Raw genomic sequence first — 17590 nt, forward strand, 5'->3', positions numbered from 1 at the left:
TTTCCGGTGGGGCCGGCCATGCCGGTCCCACCAGAGCCTTGCAGTACGAGGAATTCCCCCATGTTCCTGATTTCCGCACCTCGCCGCAGCCTGCCCGAGCACGGCTTCTGCGCCGGCCTGCCGACCACCTGCTCGACCACGACGTCCATGGCCATATCGACCATGCCCCCGCGCCCGGTCCCGGCCCTTTCCGGAGCGAGTACAGCATGAACATTCCGCAGAGTGCGGCAGATGCCCTGGTCGATTCCGGCGCGCAGCGTGCGGTACGCGTCCGAGGGCGCATCCGGCTCACCTCGCCGGTGGAGGTCAAGAGCGGTCGTCCGCAGCGGATCGCGGCCCTGGACGGGCTGCGTCTGCTGGCCGCCTTGATGGTGGTGGCCTATCACTACATAGCCATCAGCCGGTCGTGGTCCGCCGACGGCAGCAACAGCTTCCCCAAGCTCTTCCCGTTCGCCGCCTACGGATGGCTCGGCGTCCAGCTGTTCTTCCTGATCAGCGGATTCGTGATCTGCATGAGTTGCTGGGGCCGGCCGCTGGGTGATTTCTTCGTCTCCCGCGTCATCCGTGTCTTCCCCGCCTACTGGCTCGCGATCATCGTCACCACGCTCGTGGTCGCGCTGGTCCCCGGCGGGCTTGAGCCGCGCAAATGGCACGATGTCCTGGCCAACTTGACCATGCTGCAGGAGCCCCTGCACGTCCCGCACGTCGATGGTGTCTACTGGACGCTCTTCGCCGAACTGCGCTTCTACCTGCTGCTCGCGGCCATGGCCTGGTGGGGCCTGACCTACCGTCGGCTGCTGGCCCTGTGCTGCGTGTGGATCGTGGCCAGCGCCCTGGGCGCCCGGTCCGAGAGCGTGATCCTGCGGTTGCTGATCATGCCTGACTACAGCTGGTTCTTCATCGCCGGCATCGCCTTCTACCTCATGTACCGCTTCCGGCCCAACATCCTGCTGGCCGGCATCGTCCTGGTGTGTTTCTGCGCCGCCCAGCCCTCCGTCAACCAAATCTGGCGCTCCTCGCTGAGCAACATGGACCGCACCGTTCCCTACTGGCCGACCCTGCTGGTCCTGGCCGTGTGCTTCGCCCTGATGGCCCTGATCGCCACCGGAAAGCTCTCCTGGTGCTCTTGGCGCTGGCTGCCGGTGGCAGGGGCACTGACCTACCCGCTCTACTTGCTCCATGAGTACGTCGGCTGGGAAATCATCCGGTACTTCAGCACCCGCGTCCCCCACCATGCCCTGCTCGTCGGCCTGGTCACAGCGATGCTCCTGGCCGCTCACCTCGTGCACCGATGCGTCGAACGCCCCGTCTCCCGCTGGCTCAAACCCCGCATCAAAACAGCCCTGCGCCAGGTCGACCCCTCACGGCCCGGTCCCGGCACAACATCCACCACCAAAACGTAGCCGTCCGCCGGGTGTCGAGTGGCACCGCGGCCCGCCTCTCGCCCCCTCAGCAGTCGTCGCCCGGCCGGTCACCGGGCAGCAGGGCCAAGACGCGGGCCGGGAATGCGGTGCTTCGTCGGGCGTTGCCGACGCCGATCACGATGTGTGCTCCGGTGGGCGGGAGGGTGTGCAGGTTGGTGAGTATTTCGACCTGGTAGCGGTCGTGGTCGAGGACGTACGCCTCGCAGGCGTGCAGCCGCCGTGCGCTGTCCGGCCCGGTTCCGCTGTCCGGGGGGTCGGCCGTGGTCCACATACCGGGGTCGGTGTTGATCGTCTCGTGGCCGATCGCGGTGACCGACCGGCCGACGAGGAGGTGGTGCAGCGCCTCCAGGGTCCAGCCGGGGGTGTGGGAGACGCCGTGGGCGTCATGGTTGTGCATGGCCGTGGCGTCGGGCCAGCGGCGTGACCAGTCGGTGCGCAGTGCGGCGAAGCAGCCCGCGGGGACGCGGCCGTGCCGTTGTTCCCAGGCGAGGACGTCCGAGAGGGTGAGGCAGCGGTCGGGGTCGGCGGCGACGTCCGCGGAAATGTCGAAGACGATGAGTGGTAATACGAGGTCTCCGGCCGGGATGGCGTCGATGGTACGGCCGCCGGCCACCATTTCCGCCGGGGCGTCCACATGAGTTCCCCACGCGCCCGCGATGCGGTGGTAGGCCGTGTCGAAACCATCTTGTTCGATGGTCATTCCGCAGTACCGCTGTTCGTCGTCGAATTGCGGACCGTGCGGCTGTCCGGGGGCGAAGGCATGGGTCAAGTCCACTACGTGAGACCAGGTCATGCCGGTCATCATGCCGTTCCGGGACCGTGAATCGGGTCAGCGACAATCAGGCCGGCGACAAGCAGAGCAGATCGGCGACAATCAGGCCGGCGGCAATCAGGGCTTCAGGGGGAGACCGCGGAGTTCCAGTACGCAGCATTTCACTCCGCCGCCGCCCTTGGTCAGTTCGCTCACATTCACGCCGACCGGCTGGAATCCCCGGTCCCGCAGCGTCGGGAAGAGGCCGTGGGCGGTGTGCGGCAGCAGGACGTGCAGGCCGTCGGAGACGGCATTCAGGCCGAGGGCCGCGGCGTCGGCCGCGGTCGCGTGGAGCGCGTCGGGGAAGAGCCGCCGCAGTGTCGCCCGGCTGTCCGGGGAGAAGGCGCCGGGATAGTAGATGATCTGGTCCGTGGCGGGGTCCAGGACCGTCAGGGCCGTGTCGAGATGGTAGTAACGGGGCTCGACGAGTTCGAGGCCGAGTACGGGGCGGCCGAAGAATTCCCGCGCCTCGGCATGTGCCGCCGGGGTGGTGCGGAATCCGTATCCGGCCAGCAGGTGGGACGCGGTAACCGCGTAATCGCCCTCGCCCTCGTTCGCGTGTTGCGGATCGTGGAAGGCGATTCCGTGCGAACGGAACCATGCGCGGTGGGCGTCCGTTTCCGGCGCGCGGTTGCGGTACGAGAAGCGTGCCCCCAGCACGCGGCCGTCGATCACGGTGGCGCCGTTGGCGGCGAAGACCATATCCGGTAGTCCGGGCTGAGCCGGTAGTTCCTCGACGGTATGACCGAGTGCGCGCAGGCTGTCCCGCAGATGTTCCCACTGCGAAACGGCCTGTGCGGTGTCCACCGGTTCATCGGGGTCCATCCACGGCGTTTCCGAGTCCGTGACATCGAAATGGGTCGGCCGGCACATCAGGTAGCAGCGGTGGGTGGCGCGGTGCGACACAACCTCTCCTTGCCGGCCGGGGAACTCGTGCTCTTCCATCATGGTTCGTGCGGCGGCTGCCGAAACGGCATGCGGGTGGGTGTTCCCCCATCAGGGCAGCGGGGCGGCAGGTCAGCTGGCATCAGGGCAGCAGCGGCCGGGCGTCGCGCGCGCACCCTTACGCGCGACGCTCGCCCCCCGCACGCCGTACGCCGTTCTCAGGGCCGCGGCCCACGGCATCGGCGTCGACGAGGCTGCCGAGCCCGCGTACGCGGAAGGACGTCCGGGAGCGTGCTTCTCCGAGGGATTCGACGGCCGCGCACCAGACGTCCAGATCGGAGTTCTTGGTCAGTTCGTCGGAGCGGGCCCTGGCGCGGGCGGAGGCGCGTTCCCAGTTGGCGGGGTCGCGCAGGGACATCAGGGCGTGGGTCCAGGCGTTGAGATCGTCGCGGTAGGCGAAGCTGCCCGCCTCGCCCAGGGACTCGACCAGGCCGGGGGTGGGGTGGGCGATCACCGGGATACCGGCGGCGAAGGCCTCGACCGCGCCGCGGCCCCAGGACTCGTACAGGCTGGGCATGAGCATGACGCGGGAGCGGCCGTGGACGCGGGTGCGCATCTCCTTGCCGGTGACGCCGTCGAGGACCTCGCAGTTGGGCAGGCGGGGCGGGGGCATGACCTGCGGGCCGTAGGCGCCGCGGACGCCCAGGAAGTGCCATTCGGGGGTCCAGGCGGCGAGCTGCCGGAAGAGTTCGCCGCCCTTGTCGGGGTTGAGGTTGACCAGGGTCGCGCAGCCGCCGGGTTCGGTGCGGTACTCCTCGGCGAGCACGGGCGGGCGGACGACGATGGCCTGCCGCGGCAGGAATTCGGCCGGGTAACGGGCGTAGTGGATCTCGCCGTCGCGGCGGATCCATTCGCTGTTGTAGACGACGAGGTCGGCGCCTGCCGCGTTGTGGAAGCTGGTGGTGAAGTTGTCGTGACAGATGACAACTACGGGAATCTGTCGGGTCCTGGCGCAGGCCGGTGATGAGGGGGACGTTCTCGAAGTGGGACAGCAGGACGTCCGCCCGCCGGGCCTCGGCGGCGAAGTCGGCGCCTTCCTGGAAGGGGACCATCCGTACGCCGTCGATGTCGTAGGACGTGTCGATGGCACCGGGATGGGAGAGCCAGACGGCGACATGGTGGCCGCGTTCGGCCAGGGGGCGGAGCATCGAGTGGAGCATCCACTCGGAGCCCGCGCTGTGGGCCGGTGGGTATCCGTAGACCCGGGCCGTGATCGACATGCCCCGTGACGTACGGGGTGCGGCCGGCCTGAGCGGACGGGATGCCACCGTGTCCACGTGCGAGGACTCCCTTCGGTCGGGGTGGTGCGGATGCGCGTGGACGGGTAGGCCGCCCACCGCGCGGACGCCTGAGGGGCTGCCGCAGCCGCCGTGCGGTGCCGCGGGGCACGACGCCGTACGGCGGCCCGGAACCGGCGCTCCGGCTCAGAGCGCCGTGACCCGGATCAGCGACGAGGCCGACGTGTGGTCGCCCACCTGGAAGCCCAGGCTCGTGTCGCCCAGCGGGGCCTCGGCGGACGCGGTCACCCCGACCAGGGCGCCGGATTTTGAACCCTTGCCGGCCAGGGCCGGGTCGACGCCGTCGAAGGTGAGCGTCAGACCGTCCGCCGACAGCGTCCCCTTGTAGGAGCCCACTTCCTTCCACTCGGAGCCCTGCACGACCCCTACGATCAGCCGGTCGGCGAGCCGCAGGCCCTTGCCCTGGGGGAGGGTCACGCGGACGCGCTGCGCGGGTACGCCGCCGTCCTCGACGGCCTGGAGTTCCATGCCCGCGTAGCGGGGCTCGCCGCCGCGCACCAGTGTCACCGGTCCGCCCGGCGACACCGAGAACCGGCCCTGGCCGCGGCCCGCCGTGTAGCGGTAATAGACGCTGCCGAGCTGGAACGCGTCCTCCGCCTTGGCCGGGTTCCAGCTCAGGTAGCTGGGCGAGCCGTCCGGGTCGGCGGCCTGCGGCCAGACCAGGAACCGGTAGTAGCCCGGCTTGTCGCCCAGCTGCCGCAGGTCGACCGCGGGCAGCGTCACCTTGCGGCCCGTACCGGCGTCGCGATGCCCCTCCGCCTTCTGGAGCTGCGGGGTCGGGGTGTAGTGGGACGGCGTGCCGTCCTCGTGGACGAGCTGGTAGTACACGTGGTCGCTGTTGTTGCCCGGTACGTCCTGCTCGCCCTGGCGCAGATTGACCAGGTCGATGATGAACTTGTCGCCGGGGATGCGGCCGTTGTCCGATACGTAGCCGAATCCGGCCTGACTGTTGGGCGTCCCGCCCCAGTTGAGGTCGTACGGCAGCCGGACGAACGGCCGGCCCACCTTCTCCGGGTCGGTCCGCGCCCAGGCGCCCGCGAGCACCTCGATCTCCGGGCTCGCGGTGCGCACGTCGCCGTTGTCGAGCGTGACGTCGACCCGGATCTGGTACCGGCGGCTGTAGGCCGGCCGCGGGTCGGCGTCGACGTTGAGGTCGCCGCGCAGCGTGAAGGTGATCAGGTCGGAGTCGGCGAGGAAGGTCAGGTCGATGACCTCGAACTCCTGGTCGGTACCGCTGCGGCCGCGCTTGACCTCGACGGCGTTCATGCCCGCCTGGCCGTTGCCGGTGTAGGAGTAGCGCACCGTACTGATCTTGACGCCCATCGGGACGCGGACCCGTCCGTCATGGCGGAACTCGCTGTCCCAGACGGCGAAGCGGTTCGCGTGGCCGAGGGTGCGGATGCCGGTCCATTCCGGGTCCGTGCGGTCGGCCTGGGGGGCGCCCCGTGTGCCGGCGCGCCATGCCGCGCGGTCAAGGCTGACTCGGCGTCCGGAGCGCGGGAAAGGGGCCTCCGTGTGCGGATGCCGTTCCTTGCCACCGGCATGGTCGGCCGGGCCTCGCCTCAGCGGCGACACGCGTCACATGCGTACCGCTCGGCCACCGCGCCGCCGTCCCCCGCGCCTCACGGGACCCTTCACTCCCGTACGCCTCCCGCACACCTGTCTCCCATCGGCACACAATGACCTGGACTCCATCCCCCGGCGCTCGACGGTGGCTTTCGCGCCGTCCGCCCGTTCGCGGGGGGACAGGGGGATGCGAGGGAAGGGCGGCGCCGGAACAGGACAGCGGGCCACGTGCTCGGCGGCGGGGGTGTTCGACGCTGCTTGCGACGGGCGGCCACGCGGTCGGCAGTTCAGCCCGGCCGTGACCGGATGCCGATTCGAACGCTCCGGTGTCCGGTTGCGCCGGATGTGGACCGGCGGAGGACAGCCCTAACGTGAGCCCGCCTCTTCTCAGTACCCGACCGGGAAAGGAACGGGACCCATGGCCGTCATCAACCTCATGGTCCTCGAAGGCGACGAGCAGGAGCCCGAGGGCTGGACGAAGATAAACAAGGATCTGAACGCCGGCGCCGGCGGCGAGTACCTGTACTTCGCCTACGAGACCGACAGCAACCGCGCCGCGCCCAACACGGCGTTCGGTCCGCTCACCGACATCATCTTCCTGAGCAAGGGCGAGGACCCGCCGCACGGCTACCGCAAGCTCAACAAGGACCTGAACGCGGGCGCGGGCGGCGAGTTCATCTACGCCGCCTACACCCGCAGCACCGAGCAGGGCTCGCCGGTCAACTCCCTGGATGTCGCCCTGACCGACAACCGCGACTACCAGCCCCCGAAGCCCTGGGAGCGCTACGACAAGGACCTGAACGCGGGCGCGGGCGGCAAGTACGTGTACCTGCTGCACATTTGATCCGGCAGCGAGCGGGAAGCGGGCGGGGTGGTGGGGGCCGCTCCGCCCGTCTCACCGTCGCTCCGCCCGTCTCGGCGCTGTCCGGCCCGTCTCGGCGCCGTCCCGCCCGCCCCCGTGCCCGCCGGGCTCACGCCGCGCCGTCTCCCGCCCCCACCCGGCAGAGCAGCGCCGCCCGCAGATCGAGCCGGTGGCTCAGGCGGGTGAGGTCGCGGCCGGTGAGGTGTTCTATGCGGTGGATGCGGTAGCGGACGGTGTTGACGTGGAGATGGAGGGCGGCGGCGGTGCGGGACCAGGAGGCGTCGTGGTGGAGGAAGGACTCCAGGGTGGGCAGCAGGGTGCCGGTCCGGTCGTGTTCGGGGAGGAGGGGGCGCAGGGTGCGGGCGCTGAAGACGGCGCGTACGTCGGCGGGGACGGCGGCGAGCAGCCGTTCGAGCGTGGCGGGGGCGGAGCCCTCCCCGGGTATCGGCGGGGTGGTGTGCGGCATGGGACGTGCTCCTCGTACCGTCCCGGGCGCCGGGCCCGGGGTTTGACCGTGCGCACTCGCCAGGTGAGAGCGCGGAATCGCATCGTAAATGCCAGGGGAGTGGGGGCGGTAGGTGCGCTGATGCCAGGAGCGTGGGGGTGGGGTGGTGATATGCGGGTGGCTTTCGTGCGTTGCGTCGGTCGTGTGCGGGTTGGGCTTGTTTCACTCGGTGCATGGACCTGAATACGGTGCGGGAGGTCCGGGACGCCCGGGGATGGCCGGAGTGGCGGCCGGGGGACGCCTGGCTCGGCGGCGGTACGTACCTCTTCTCCGAGCCGCAGCCCGGGGTACGGCGGCTGCTGGATCTGGGCCGGATGGGCTGGGAGCCGCTGCGGTGGCTGCCGGACGGTGCGCTGGAGATCGCGGCGACGTGCACCATCGCCGAGGTGTCCCGCTTCGGCCGGGGCCTCGGGCGGCCGGCGGGGCCGCTCTTCGAGCAGTGCTGCCGCGCTTTCCTGGCCTCGTTCAAGATCTGGAACACGGCCACTGTCGGGGGGAACGTGTGCCTTGCGCTGCCCGCCGCTCCGATGGTGTCCCTCACGGCGGCGCTGGGCGGCAGCTGCCTGCTGCTGGCCGGGGACGGGACCGCCCGGCGGCTGCCGGTCGTCGATCTCGTCACCGGGGCCGCGCGCACCGCCCTGGCGGAGGGCGAGTTGCTGCGCTCGGTCACGCTGCCGGCCCGCGCGCTGGACTGCCGTACGGCGTACCGGCAGACCTCGCTGTACGGGCTCGGGCGCTCGGCCGCGCTGCTGATCGGGACGCTGGACCCGGTGGACGGCGCGTTCGGCCTGACGGTCACCGCCGCCACCGTACGGCCGGTCCGGCTGCGCTTCCCGGCACTTCCGGACGCCCGCGCCCTGCGGGCGGCGATCGGGCGGGCGGTGCCGGACGGCGGCTGGTTCGACGATGTCCACGGGCTGCCGGAGTGGCGGCGGCACATGACGTATCGGCTGGCGGAGGAGATTCGGGGGGAGTTGGAGGCGCGGCCGGATGAGGGTGCGGTGGTCCCACAGGTGATGCCCGGCCCGTCGTCGTCCCCGCCCGCGTGCCCCCGCCCTGCCCCCTTCCGTACCGAAGTCAACGGCACCGTCACCCGCATTCCACCCCGCCCCGGCCAGTGCCTGCGCACCTATCTGCGCGAGCGCGGCTGGTCCGGCGTCAAGAAGGGGTGTGACGCGGGGGACTGCGGGGCGTGCACGGTGCAGGTGGGGGGCGAGCCGGTGCACAGTTGCGTGTATCCGGCCGTACGGGCCGATGGGCGGGCCGTCACCACTGTGGAGGGGCTGGCCGGTCCGGAGGGCGGTCAACTGCATCTCCTGCAGCGGAGGTTCCTGGAGGCGCAGGGTTTTCAGTGCGGCTTCTGTACGGCGGGCTTTCTGATGACCACCGTGTCGCTCGACGCCGAGCTGCTGGCCGATCTGCCGCGTGCGTTCAAGGGCAATCTGTGCCGCTGCACCGGCTATCGGGCCATCGAGGACGCCGTACGGGGTGTCCGGCACACCGAGGAGCCGGTGGCGGGGCGCGGGGTCGGCCGTAACGTTCCCGCGCCCGGCGCCCTGGACGTGGTCACCGGCACGGCCCGCTACACCTTCGACCTTGACCTCGGTACCGACGCCCTGCCCGGCCTGCTGCACATGAAGCTGCTGCGCTCGCCGCACGCCCACGCCCGGATCACCGCCATCGACACCCGCGCCGCGCTGCGCGTACCGGGCGTGCACGCGGTCTTCACCCACCACGACGCACCCGGCCGCCACTTCTCCACCGCCCAGCACGAGCACCCGCAGGACGACCCGTCCGACACCCGGCTCCTGGACGACACGGTCCGCCATGTGGGCCAGCGGGTCGCCGCGGTGGTCGCGGACAGTGAGGCGGCGGCGGAGGAGGGCTGCCGCCGCGTCGCGGTGACGTACGAGGTGCTGCCCGCGGTGCTGGACCCGGAGGAGGCCATGCGGCCGGGCGCGCCGGTCGTGCACGACAAGGGGGAGTGGGCGGGGATCGCGCGGCCCGGTGCCAATGTGGCGGGAGAGGTGCACGGGGAGGTCGGTGATGTGGCGAGCGGGTTCGCGGCGGCCGACGTGGTGTACGAGGAGACCTTCCGTACGCAGCGGGCGCAGCACGCGAGCCTGGAGACGCACGGCGCGCTGGCGTACTTCGAACCGGGGGACAGGGGCGCGGGGCCGGGGCGGCGGCTGGTCGTCCGCACCAGTACGCAGGTGCCGTATCTCGTGCGCCGCTCCCTCTGCGCGCTGCTGGACCTGCCGCCCGGGGCGGTACGCGTCGTCGCGGGGCGGGTCGGCGGCGCCTTCGGCGGCAAACAGGAGATGCTCGTCGAGGACGTCGTGGCGCTGGCGGCGCTGCGCACCGGGCGGCCGGTGAAGCTGGAGTTCACTCGGGAGGAGCAGTTCACCGGCGCCACTACCCGGCATCCGTTCACCGTACGGGTCAAGGCCGGGGCGCGCCGGGACGGGACGCTCACCGCGCTCCAGCTGCATGTGGTGTCCGACACCGGCGCGTACGGCAACCATGCCCGCAACGTCCTGCTGCACGGCTGCGGCGACGCCCTGGCCCTCTACCGCTGCCCGAACAAGAAGGCGGACGGTTTCGCCGCCTACACCCACACCGTCCCGGCCGGCGCCTTCCGCGGGTACGGCCTCGGGCAGGTCGTCTTCGCGCTGGAGAGCGCGCTGGACGAACTGGCGCGGCGGCTGGCCCTCGATCCGCTGGCGGTGCGGGAGCGCAATGTGGTCCGGCCCGGTGACGAGCTGGAGACGGTGGTCGGCGCGGAGCGGGACCTGCGGATCGGGAGTTACGGGCTGGGCGCATGCGTGGAGGCGGTGCGCGAGGCGGCCGCGACCGAAGGGCCTGCCGCACCGGACGGCTGGCTGGTGGGCGAGGGCAGTGCCCTGGCGATGATCGCCGCCGGCGGGCCCGGCGGGCACTTCGCCGACGCCCGGGTGACGCTGACCGCCGACGGCACGTACGAACTGGCCGTCGGCACGACCGAATCCGGCAGTGGCGCCACCACCGCGCACCGCCAGCTCGCCGCCGCGGAGCTGGGCACCACCGAGGACCGGATCACCGTACGGCAGGCCGACACCGACGCGGTCGGGCACGACACCGGGAACTTCGGCTCGGCCGGGACCGTGGTGGCGGGCGAGGCCGTTGTGCGCGCGGCCCGGTCCCTGGCCGCGCGCATCCGGGACCGGGCCGCCCACGCCGGGCCCCTCACCGCCCACGCCCGCGCCACCGGCACCCCCCGCACCGTCGCCTTCAACGCGCACTGGTTCCGTGTCGCCGTCGATCCGGACACCGGCGAGATCCGCGTCCTGCGCAGCGTGCACGTGGCGGACGCGGGCACGGTGATCAATCCCATGCAGTGCCGGGGGCAGATCGAGGGCGGGGTGGCGCAGGCGCTGGGGGCGGCGCTGTTCGAGGACGTACGGCTGGACGGGCGCGGCCGGGTGCGTACCGCCGCGTTCCGCGAGTACCGGCTGCCCGCCTTCGCCGATGTGCCCCGTACCGAGGTGCGCTTTACGCCGACCGCCGACACGATCGGCCCGGCGGGCGCGAAATCCATGAGCGAGAGCCCCTTCAATCCGGTGGCGCCGGCCTTGGCCAACGCGCTCCGGGATGCCACCGGGGTGCGCTTCACCCGGCTGCCGCTGGCCCGGGACCGGGTGTGGCGGACGCTGGCCGGCGGGGCCGCCCGGACGCCGCCGGGCGGCCCGGAAAATTCGCATGGATAGGACGGCGTTTGCTGGGCAGGGGTGCGGGACGGTCCGGCGTGCGGAATAGGTGATGCGATGAACCCGTTACCGCAGCGGGACCGAAATCAGACCGGAACCGGAAGCAGGGAAGTACGCATGAGCACGGTAGAGCTCACCAAGGACAACTTCGACGAGATCGTCTCCGGCAACGATTTCGTCCTGATCGACTTCTGGGCCGAGTGGTGCGGTCCGTGCAAGCAGTTCGGCCCGGTTTTCGAACGGTCGTCCGAGAAGAACGCCGACCTGGTCTACGCGAAGGTCGACACCGAGGCCCAGCCCGAGCTGGCCGCCGCCTTCCAGATCCAGTCGATCCCGACCGTGATGATCGTCCGCGAGAACATCGCGGTGTTCTCGCAGCCGGGCGCGCTGCCGGAGGCCGCCCTGGAGGACGTCATCGGCCAGGCCCGCAACCTGGACATGGACGAGGTGCGCGCCTCGGTCGAGGAGGCCCAGCAGCAGGAGGCCCAGAAGCAGGACGGGCAGGCCGCCGGTGAATGAACTGCTCCTGATCCGCCACGGCGAGACGGAGTGGAGCAGATCGGGACAGCACACCAGCTGGACCGATCTGCCGCTCACCGCCCGCGGTGAGGAGCAGGCCCGCTCCCTGCGGCCGGTCCTGGCGGGCCGGAAGATCGGCGCGGTGCTCAGCAGCCCGCTGCAGCGGGCCCGGCACACCGCCGAGCTGGCCGGACTGCCGGACCCGCAGGTCGACTCCGACCTGAGCGAGTGGGACTACGGCGGGTACGAAGGCATCTCCACCGGCGAGATCCACCGCACCCGCCCCGACTGGTTCCTGTTCACCGACGGCGTGACCGCCGGGCCCCCGAAGCACCCGGGGGAGTCGCCCGAGCAGGTCGGCGCCCGTGCCGACCGGGTGCTGGCGCGTATCGAGGAGCGGCTGCGGACGGTGGACGGCGATGTGGTGCTGGTCGGCCACGGGCACTTCCAGCGCGTGCTGACGGCCCGTCGGCTCGGCCTGCCGGCATCGGCGGGCGCGCTGTTCACCTTCGAGACGGGCACGGTGGGCGTGCTCGGCGAGGAGCATGGGCGGCCCGCGGTGGTGGGCTGGAACACCCGGACGCTGTGAAGGGGGCGGGTGCGCGCCCGGAGGGTGACCCCCGGGGACGCGTTCCCCGAAGGCGCGCGCCCGCTCAGGTGGCCATCGGATCGAGATGCAGCGGCTCCACCTTGCCCTCGATCATGTCGCCCAGCCCCAGCACCGCACAGGTGTCCGGCCGCTCCGCGATGTGCACCGGCATGGTCGTGGCCTGCCGGATCATCGACTGGAGGCCGGGGATCAGCGCGCTGCCGCCCGCGAGCATGATGCCGCGCTCGCCCAGGTCCGCCACCAGGTCCGGCGGGCAGCGGCGCAGCACCGCCCCGATCCCGTCCAGGATCCCGGTCAGCGGTGAGGCGATGGCGCGCCGGACCGGCTCGGTCTCCACCATGACCGAGCGGGCCAGCCCGCTCACCACGTCCCGGCCGTGCACCTCGGTCGGGCCCGGCACCAGGTCGCCGTCGCCGGAGAGCATCAGGTGCAGCGGCCGTACGGACTGGCCCGGCAGCATCAGCTTGTGATGCAGCCTCAGGTGCTGCACCACGGCGTGGTCGATGGCGTTGCCGCCCACCGGGACGGTCTCCGCCGCGACGATCGAGCCGAGCGAGAGCACCGCGATCTGCGTGGTGCCCGCGCCGCACACCACGATCATGGTGGCTTCCGGCTGCTCCACCGGCAGATCGCAGCCGACCGCCGCGGCGACCAGGGTGTCCACCATCTCCACCCGGCGGGCGCCGATCCCGTTCAGGGTCTCCACCGCGGCCCGCTGGGCCAGCGGCTCACTTCCGTACGGCAGGCAGATCGCGGCCCGCATGGTGGGTCTGCGCCGCCACGCCTTGCGCAGCTTGTCGTCCACCAGGCTGCGCAGCAGCCGCTGCGCCATGTCGATGTCCACGACGGTGCCGCCGGAGACCGGGCGCACCACGCGGATGTGGTCCGGCGTGCGGCCGTCCATCACCTCGGCGCGGTCCCCGACGGCGATCAGCGCGCCGGTGCGGACGTTGACGGCCGCGACGGTCGGCTGGTTCACCACCACGCCCTGGTTCTTGACGTACATCCGGGTGCGGGCTTCGCCCAGGTCGACGGCGACCGAGCAACGGTGCAGCTGGGCCAGGCTGGCGGTCATGGAGGGGACCTCCCCGAGAGGCGTTCATCGGTACGGGACGAGCGGCCGTGGGAGACCACCCGAAAGCCATCGTGTGCCGACGGGCCGTCAGGTGCGCGCTGGGAGGGTCCGGTTGGGGGACGGCCGGAGTCACGGGGGCGGCGGCTCCTGGCTCCGGGGCTGCGGGGTGCCGTACGAGGCGTCGACGAGGCGGGTGCCGAGATCGCGCAAGTAGGCGATCAGCTCCGGTGGTTCGTGCACCTCGAAGGGGACGCCGAGGAAGCCCAGCCGGTACGCGAGCCAGTCCAGCGCGTCACCGCCCGTCCGCAGCAGGCAGGAGCCGGGGGTGAGCGGTTCCAGGAGGCCGGTGCCGGAGGGGAGGCGGCGGGCGGCGTCCTCCAGGGTGGTGTGCAGGGTGACCAGGGCCCGGTACCGGGCGCGGTGGCTGACGATGGACTCGGCGACGAACGCGGCGGCGTCCGGGGTGGGCGGGCGGCGGTCCGGTACGCAGCGGGCGCCGGTGGGCCGGGGCGCGCCGATCCGGTCGGCCCGGAACGTACGCCAGGCCGCGCGGTCCAGGTCGTACGCGACCAGATACCACCGGTGGTCCGCGCTGACCAGGCGGTACGGCTCGGCGTGCCGCTTGCTCGGGGCGCCGTCCGCCGCGGCGTACGCGAAGCGGACCCGCTCGCGGCGGTGGCACGCGGTGGCCAGGGCGGTCAGTACGGCGGGGTCGGTGACCGGGGCGTCGCCGCCGCCGGTGAGCAGGCCGTACAGCGGGACGGTGGCCTCCTGGAGGGCGGTCACCCGGTTCCGGAGGCGGGCGGGCAGCACCTGCTCCAGCTTGGCCAGGGCCCGTACGGAGGTCTCGGCCACGTCGGCGACCGTGCCGCCCGCGGCGGCGTGCAGGCCGACCGCGATGGCGACGGCCTCCTCGTCGTCCAGGAGGAGCGGCGGCATGGCGGTGCCGGAGGCGAGGCGGTAGCCGCCGATGGCCCCGAGGGCCGCGTCCACGGGATAGCCCAGGCCGCGCAGCCGTTCGATGTCGCGGCGGACCGTGCGCGGGCTCACGCCCAGCCGCTCGGCCAGCTCGGTGCCGGTCCGCTCGCGGCCGGTCTGCAGCAGGGTGAGGAGCTTCAGGAGACGGGCCGGGGTGTCGCTCATGCGGTCCAGGGTGCCGCAGAAGGCGGCCATGTTCTGACCTAGTTCCTTCCTAGCGTGGCGCCTATGGGAGCACAGCACGCCGACTGGAGCACGAGTGCCACCGGCACCAGGAACATCAGCGCTGTCGACTGCATCACCATCACCGGTGCCCGCGAGCACAACCTCAAGGACGTGGACCTCACGATCCCCAAGGGGCGCATCACGGTCTTCACCGGGGTGTCCGGCTCGGGGAAGTCCTCGGTGGTCTTCGACACCGTGGCGGTGGAGTCGCAGCGCCAGCTGAACGAGACCTACACCTGGTACGTACGCAACCAGCTGCCCAAACACGAACGGCCCAAGGCGGACACCATCGAGCGACTCACCCCGGCGATCGTCGTGGACCAGCGGCCCGTCGGCGGCGGCGCCCGCTCCACCGTCGGCACGATGACCGACATCCACGCCGTCCTGCGGGTGCTGTTCTCGCGCTGCGGCACGCCGTCCGCCGGCGAGGCCACCGCGTACTCCTTCAACGACCCCGCCGGGATGTGCCCGGAGTGCGCCGGGCTGGGCCGTACCACCCGCATCGACCTGGACCGCTTCCTGGACACCGGCCGCTCCCTCAACGCGGGCGCGATCCGCTTCCCGCCGCTCGCCGTCGGCACCGCGGGCTGGCAGATCTACGCCACCTCGGGACTCTTCGACCCGGACGAGCCCCTGGAGCGGTACGGGCCCAAGGAGTGGGACCTGCTGCTGTACGGCAAGGGCTTCAAGGTCAAGCGCGGTGAGCGCGCCTACAACAACACGTACGAGGGACTGGTCGAGCACTTCGACCGGCGGTACCTGAAGCGGGGCCTGTCCGCGCTCCCCGAGAAGGCCCGGGAGATGGTGCGCGCCTTCGTGAAGGACGGCACCTGCCCGCGGTGCCGGGGCGGCCGGCTGACCGAGGCGGCGCTGAAATCGCAGGTCGCCGGGCGGACCATCGCCGAGATGACGGCCCTGGAGGTCACCGAACTGAGCGCGGTCCTGCGGGGCATCGACCCGGCCGACGAGCCGGTGGGCGCGGCCATCGCGGCGCGGGCCGTCACCGCGCTGGACCGGCTGACGGACATCGGCCTCGGCTACCTCAGCCTCGACCGGCCCACCGACACGCTGTCCGGCGGCGAGGGGCAGCGGCTGAAGACGGTGCGCCACCTGGGCAGCAGCCTGACGGGCATGACGTACATCTTCGACGAGCCGAGCACCGGGCTGCACCCGAGCGACGTGCGCCGGCTCAACGGCCTGCTGGTCCGGCTGCGCGACAAGGGCAACACCGTGCTCGTCGTCGAACACGACCGGGACGTGATCGCCATCGCGGACCATGTCGTGGACATGGGCCCGGGAGCCGGGACGCGGGGCGGCGAAGTGGTGTTCGCCGGGACGGTGCGCGGGCTGGCGGCGGCCGACACGCCGACGGGGCGGGGGCTGCGGCGGGTGACGCACGTCAAGGAGGAGCCCCGTACGCCCCGCGGCTGGCTGACCGTACGGGACGTGACGCTGCACAACCTGAAGGGCGTGGACTTTTCCGTACCCACCGGGGTGCTCACGGTGGTCACGGGCGTGGCGGGTTCCGGCAAGAGCACGCTGGTGTCCGAGGCTTTCGTGGGCGCGCACCCGGAGGCGGTCGTGGTGGACCAGTCCGCGATCGGGGTGTCCGCGCGGTCCGCACCGGCCACGTATCTCGGGGTGATGGACCCGATACGGACACTGTTCGCGCGGGCGAACGGTGTGCCGGCGGGCCTGTTCAGCTTCAACTCGGCCGGGGCGTGCGAGGCGTGCCGGGGGCGCGGGGAGACCCATACGGACCTGGCGTATCTGGATCCGGTGACCACCAGCTGTGCAGCATGCCGGGGGCGGCGCTTCAAGGACGAGGTGCTGGGGCTGACTCTGGACGGGCGGTCGATCGCGGACGTGCTGGAGATGACGGGGGTGGAGGCGGTGGAGTTCTTCGGGGGTGGGGGCGGTGGTTCGGATGATGCCGGGTGTGATGAAGCGGCCGGTGCCGTGCGGAAGTTGAGTTCGCTGGTCGAGGTCGGGCTCGGGTACCTGACGCTCGGGCAGTCGGTGTCGTCGCTGTCCGGTGGGGAGCGGCAGCGGCTCAAGCTGGCCACCCGGCTGCACCGTACGGGGAGCCTGTACGTGCTGGACGAGCCGACGACCGGGCTGCACATGGCCGATGTCGACGGGCTGCTGGACCTGCTGGACCGGCTGGTGGACGGCGGCAACACCGTCCTGGTGATCGAGCACGACCTGGACGTGGTGAAGCGGGCGGACTGGGTGGTCGACCTCGGGCCCGGCGGCGGCCGGCGGGGCGGCGAGATCGTGTTCGCCGGGACGCCGCGCGAGCTGGTGGCCGCGCGCGGCTCGGCCACCGCGGAGTGTCTGCGGGCCTCACTCCGTGGCGGGCTGCTCGATGGTGCGCTGTAGCAGGCCGTACGTGAACTCCGCGACGGTCGCCCGGCGTTCGCCCTGTGCGTCGGGCGCCGAGAAGGCGAGCCGCCAGCGGGTGGGGGCGGTGCCCTCCATGGGGCGGGCCGGGGCGAAGGCGCGGGCGACCTCGTCGACCGTGCAGGACCAGGGGACGAGGTCGTCGGCCGTACGCAGGGCGGGAGCGGCGGCGCCCGGCGCCCGCACGAGCCACGCGTTCCAGGCGCTGCCCTGCGGGCCGGTCAGCACCTCGAAGCGCAGGTCGGGCCAGAGCGGTACGGGCCAGGCCAGCGCTTCGCAGGTCAGGTCGCCGATGCGGCGGGTGGTGACGGACTCGGGGCGGCCGAGCAGCGAGCGGTAGCGCTGCACCGCGCCGCGCGAACGCGGCGAATGGGCCCACGCCTGCCAGCGGCGGTTGGCCTCGCGCAGGTCGGCGCGCGAGGCGCCGAGCGTGCGCAGCGCGTCCTCGACCAGGCCGGGCTGGTGGTCGGCCATCCGGCGCAGCAGGACGAGCTGGAAGGCGAGGGGGCCGCCGGGCGGCCCGCCGGAGCTGTCGCCGGGGCCGTCGGGCCGGGCACCGGAGCCGTCGGAAGATCCGTTGTCAGTGGTGGGGTTCATGATGGACATGGTCGCGGATCCGGCGG

Annotated in this window: 14 protein-coding genes and 1 pseudogene; 7 read left to right on the forward strand and 8 right to left on the reverse strand. The window is 72.0% G+C overall.

Annotated features, from left to right (window positions below):
* The first annotated feature begins 206 nt into the window (after positions 1-206).
* On the forward strand, positions 207-1403 hold the full coding sequence (locus IH45_RS0117385; protein WP_050514928.1) for an acyltransferase family protein: 1197 nt from the start codon (positions 207-209) through the stop codon (positions 1401-1403).
* Between the two features lie 46 nt (positions 1404-1449).
* On the opposite strand, the gene IH45_RS0117390 is transcribed toward IH45_RS0117385, so the two are convergent.
* From IH45_RS0117390 to IH45_RS01000000143725, 4 genes are all read right to left on the reverse strand, one after another.
* Complete coding sequence (locus tag IH45_RS0117390; RefSeq protein WP_050514931.1) at positions 1450-2217, reverse strand: cyclase family protein; 768 nt, start codon at positions 2215-2217, stop codon at positions 1450-1452.
* A gap of 96 nt (positions 2218-2313) precedes the next feature.
* Entirely contained in the window at positions 2314-3180 is an 867-nt protein-coding gene (gene ddaH / locus IH45_RS0117395) for a dimethylargininase (RefSeq protein ID WP_394298680.1), read from the reverse strand.
* A gap of 118 nt (positions 3181-3298) precedes the next feature.
* Complete coding sequence (locus IH45_RS01000000143720; protein ID WP_234440574.1) at positions 3299-4270, reverse strand: glycosyltransferase; 972 nt, start codon at positions 4268-4270, stop codon at positions 3299-3301.
* A 334-nt stretch (positions 4271-4604) separates the two neighbouring features.
* Positions 4605-6053 carry a hypothetical protein gene (locus IH45_RS01000000143725; RefSeq protein WP_234440575.1) on the reverse strand — a complete coding sequence of 483 codons (1449 nt, stop codon included), beginning with the start codon at positions 6051-6053 and terminating at the stop codon, positions 4605-4607.
* Between the two features lie 409 nt (positions 6054-6462).
* On the opposite strand from IH45_RS01000000143725, the gene IH45_RS0117410 reads away from it, so the two are divergent.
* Positions 6463-6888, forward strand: a complete 426-nt coding sequence (locus IH45_RS0117410; RefSeq protein ID WP_030668456.1) for a hypothetical protein — start codon at positions 6463-6465, stop codon at positions 6886-6888.
* Between the two features lie 127 nt (positions 6889-7015).
* On the opposite strand, the gene IH45_RS0117415 is transcribed toward IH45_RS0117410, so the two are convergent.
* Complete coding sequence (locus IH45_RS0117415) at positions 7016-7372, reverse strand: PucR family transcriptional regulator (protein ID WP_030668459.1); 357 nt, start codon at positions 7370-7372, stop codon at positions 7016-7018.
* Between the two features lie 212 nt (positions 7373-7584).
* On the opposite strand from IH45_RS0117415, the pseudogene IH45_RS1000000149335 reads away from it, so the two are divergent.
* The 4 genes and pseudogenes from IH45_RS1000000149335 to IH45_RS0117430 form a co-directional block, all read left to right on the forward strand.
* Positions 7585-8388: pseudogene (locus IH45_RS1000000149335) on the forward strand (FAD binding domain-containing protein); the annotation flags it as partial.
* Between the two features lie 39 nt (positions 8389-8427).
* The gene (locus IH45_RS0117420; protein WP_050514933.1) at positions 8428-11157 is read left to right on the forward strand and encodes a molybdopterin-dependent oxidoreductase; all 2730 of its coding nucleotides are present in this window, start codon (positions 8428-8430) and stop codon (positions 11155-11157) included.
* Between the two features lie 117 nt (positions 11158-11274).
* On the forward strand, positions 11275-11676 hold the full coding sequence (gene trxA, locus IH45_RS0117425) for a thioredoxin (RefSeq protein ID WP_030668467.1): 402 nt from the start codon (positions 11275-11277) through the stop codon (positions 11674-11676).
* Positions 11669-12265, forward strand: a complete 597-nt coding sequence (locus IH45_RS0117430; RefSeq protein ID WP_030668470.1) for a histidine phosphatase family protein — start codon at positions 11669-11671, stop codon at positions 12263-12265. Before trxA ends, IH45_RS0117430 begins: the two co-directional genes overlap by 8 nt.
* A 64-nt stretch (positions 12266-12329) precedes the next feature.
* Here the strand turns inward: IH45_RS0117430 and IH45_RS0117435 are convergent, their stop codons facing one another.
* Together IH45_RS0117435 and IH45_RS0117440 are read right to left on the reverse strand one after the other, a co-directional pair.
* Positions 12330-13361 carry a rod shape-determining protein gene (locus tag IH45_RS0117435; protein WP_030668472.1) on the reverse strand — a complete coding sequence of 344 codons (1032 nt, stop codon included), beginning with the start codon at positions 13359-13361 and terminating at the stop codon, positions 12330-12332.
* Positions 13362-13490: 129 nt separating this feature from the next.
* The gene (locus IH45_RS0117440; RefSeq protein WP_030668475.1) at positions 13491-14504 is read right to left on the reverse strand and encodes a helix-turn-helix transcriptional regulator; all 1014 of its coding nucleotides are present in this window, start codon (positions 14502-14504) and stop codon (positions 13491-13493) included.
* A gap of 63 nt (positions 14505-14567) precedes the next feature.
* Between IH45_RS0117440 and IH45_RS0117445 the strand changes: the two genes are divergently transcribed.
* Positions 14568-16946, forward strand: a complete 2379-nt coding sequence (locus tag IH45_RS0117445; protein ID WP_234440576.1) for an ATP-binding cassette domain-containing protein — start codon at positions 14568-14570, stop codon at positions 16944-16946.
* Here the strand turns inward: IH45_RS0117445 and IH45_RS0117450 are convergent.
* Complete coding sequence (locus IH45_RS0117450; RefSeq protein ID WP_032917691.1) at positions 16911-17564, reverse strand: hypothetical protein; 654 nt, start codon at positions 17562-17564, stop codon at positions 16911-16913. The genes IH45_RS0117445 and IH45_RS0117450 overlap by 36 nt on opposite strands.
* Positions 17565-17590: the final 26 nt, after the last annotated feature.

The organism is Streptomyces rimosus subsp. rimosus (assembly GCF_000720725.1).
Lineage (GTDB): Bacteria > Actinomycetota > Actinomycetes > Streptomycetales > Streptomycetaceae > Streptomyces > Streptomyces rimosus_A.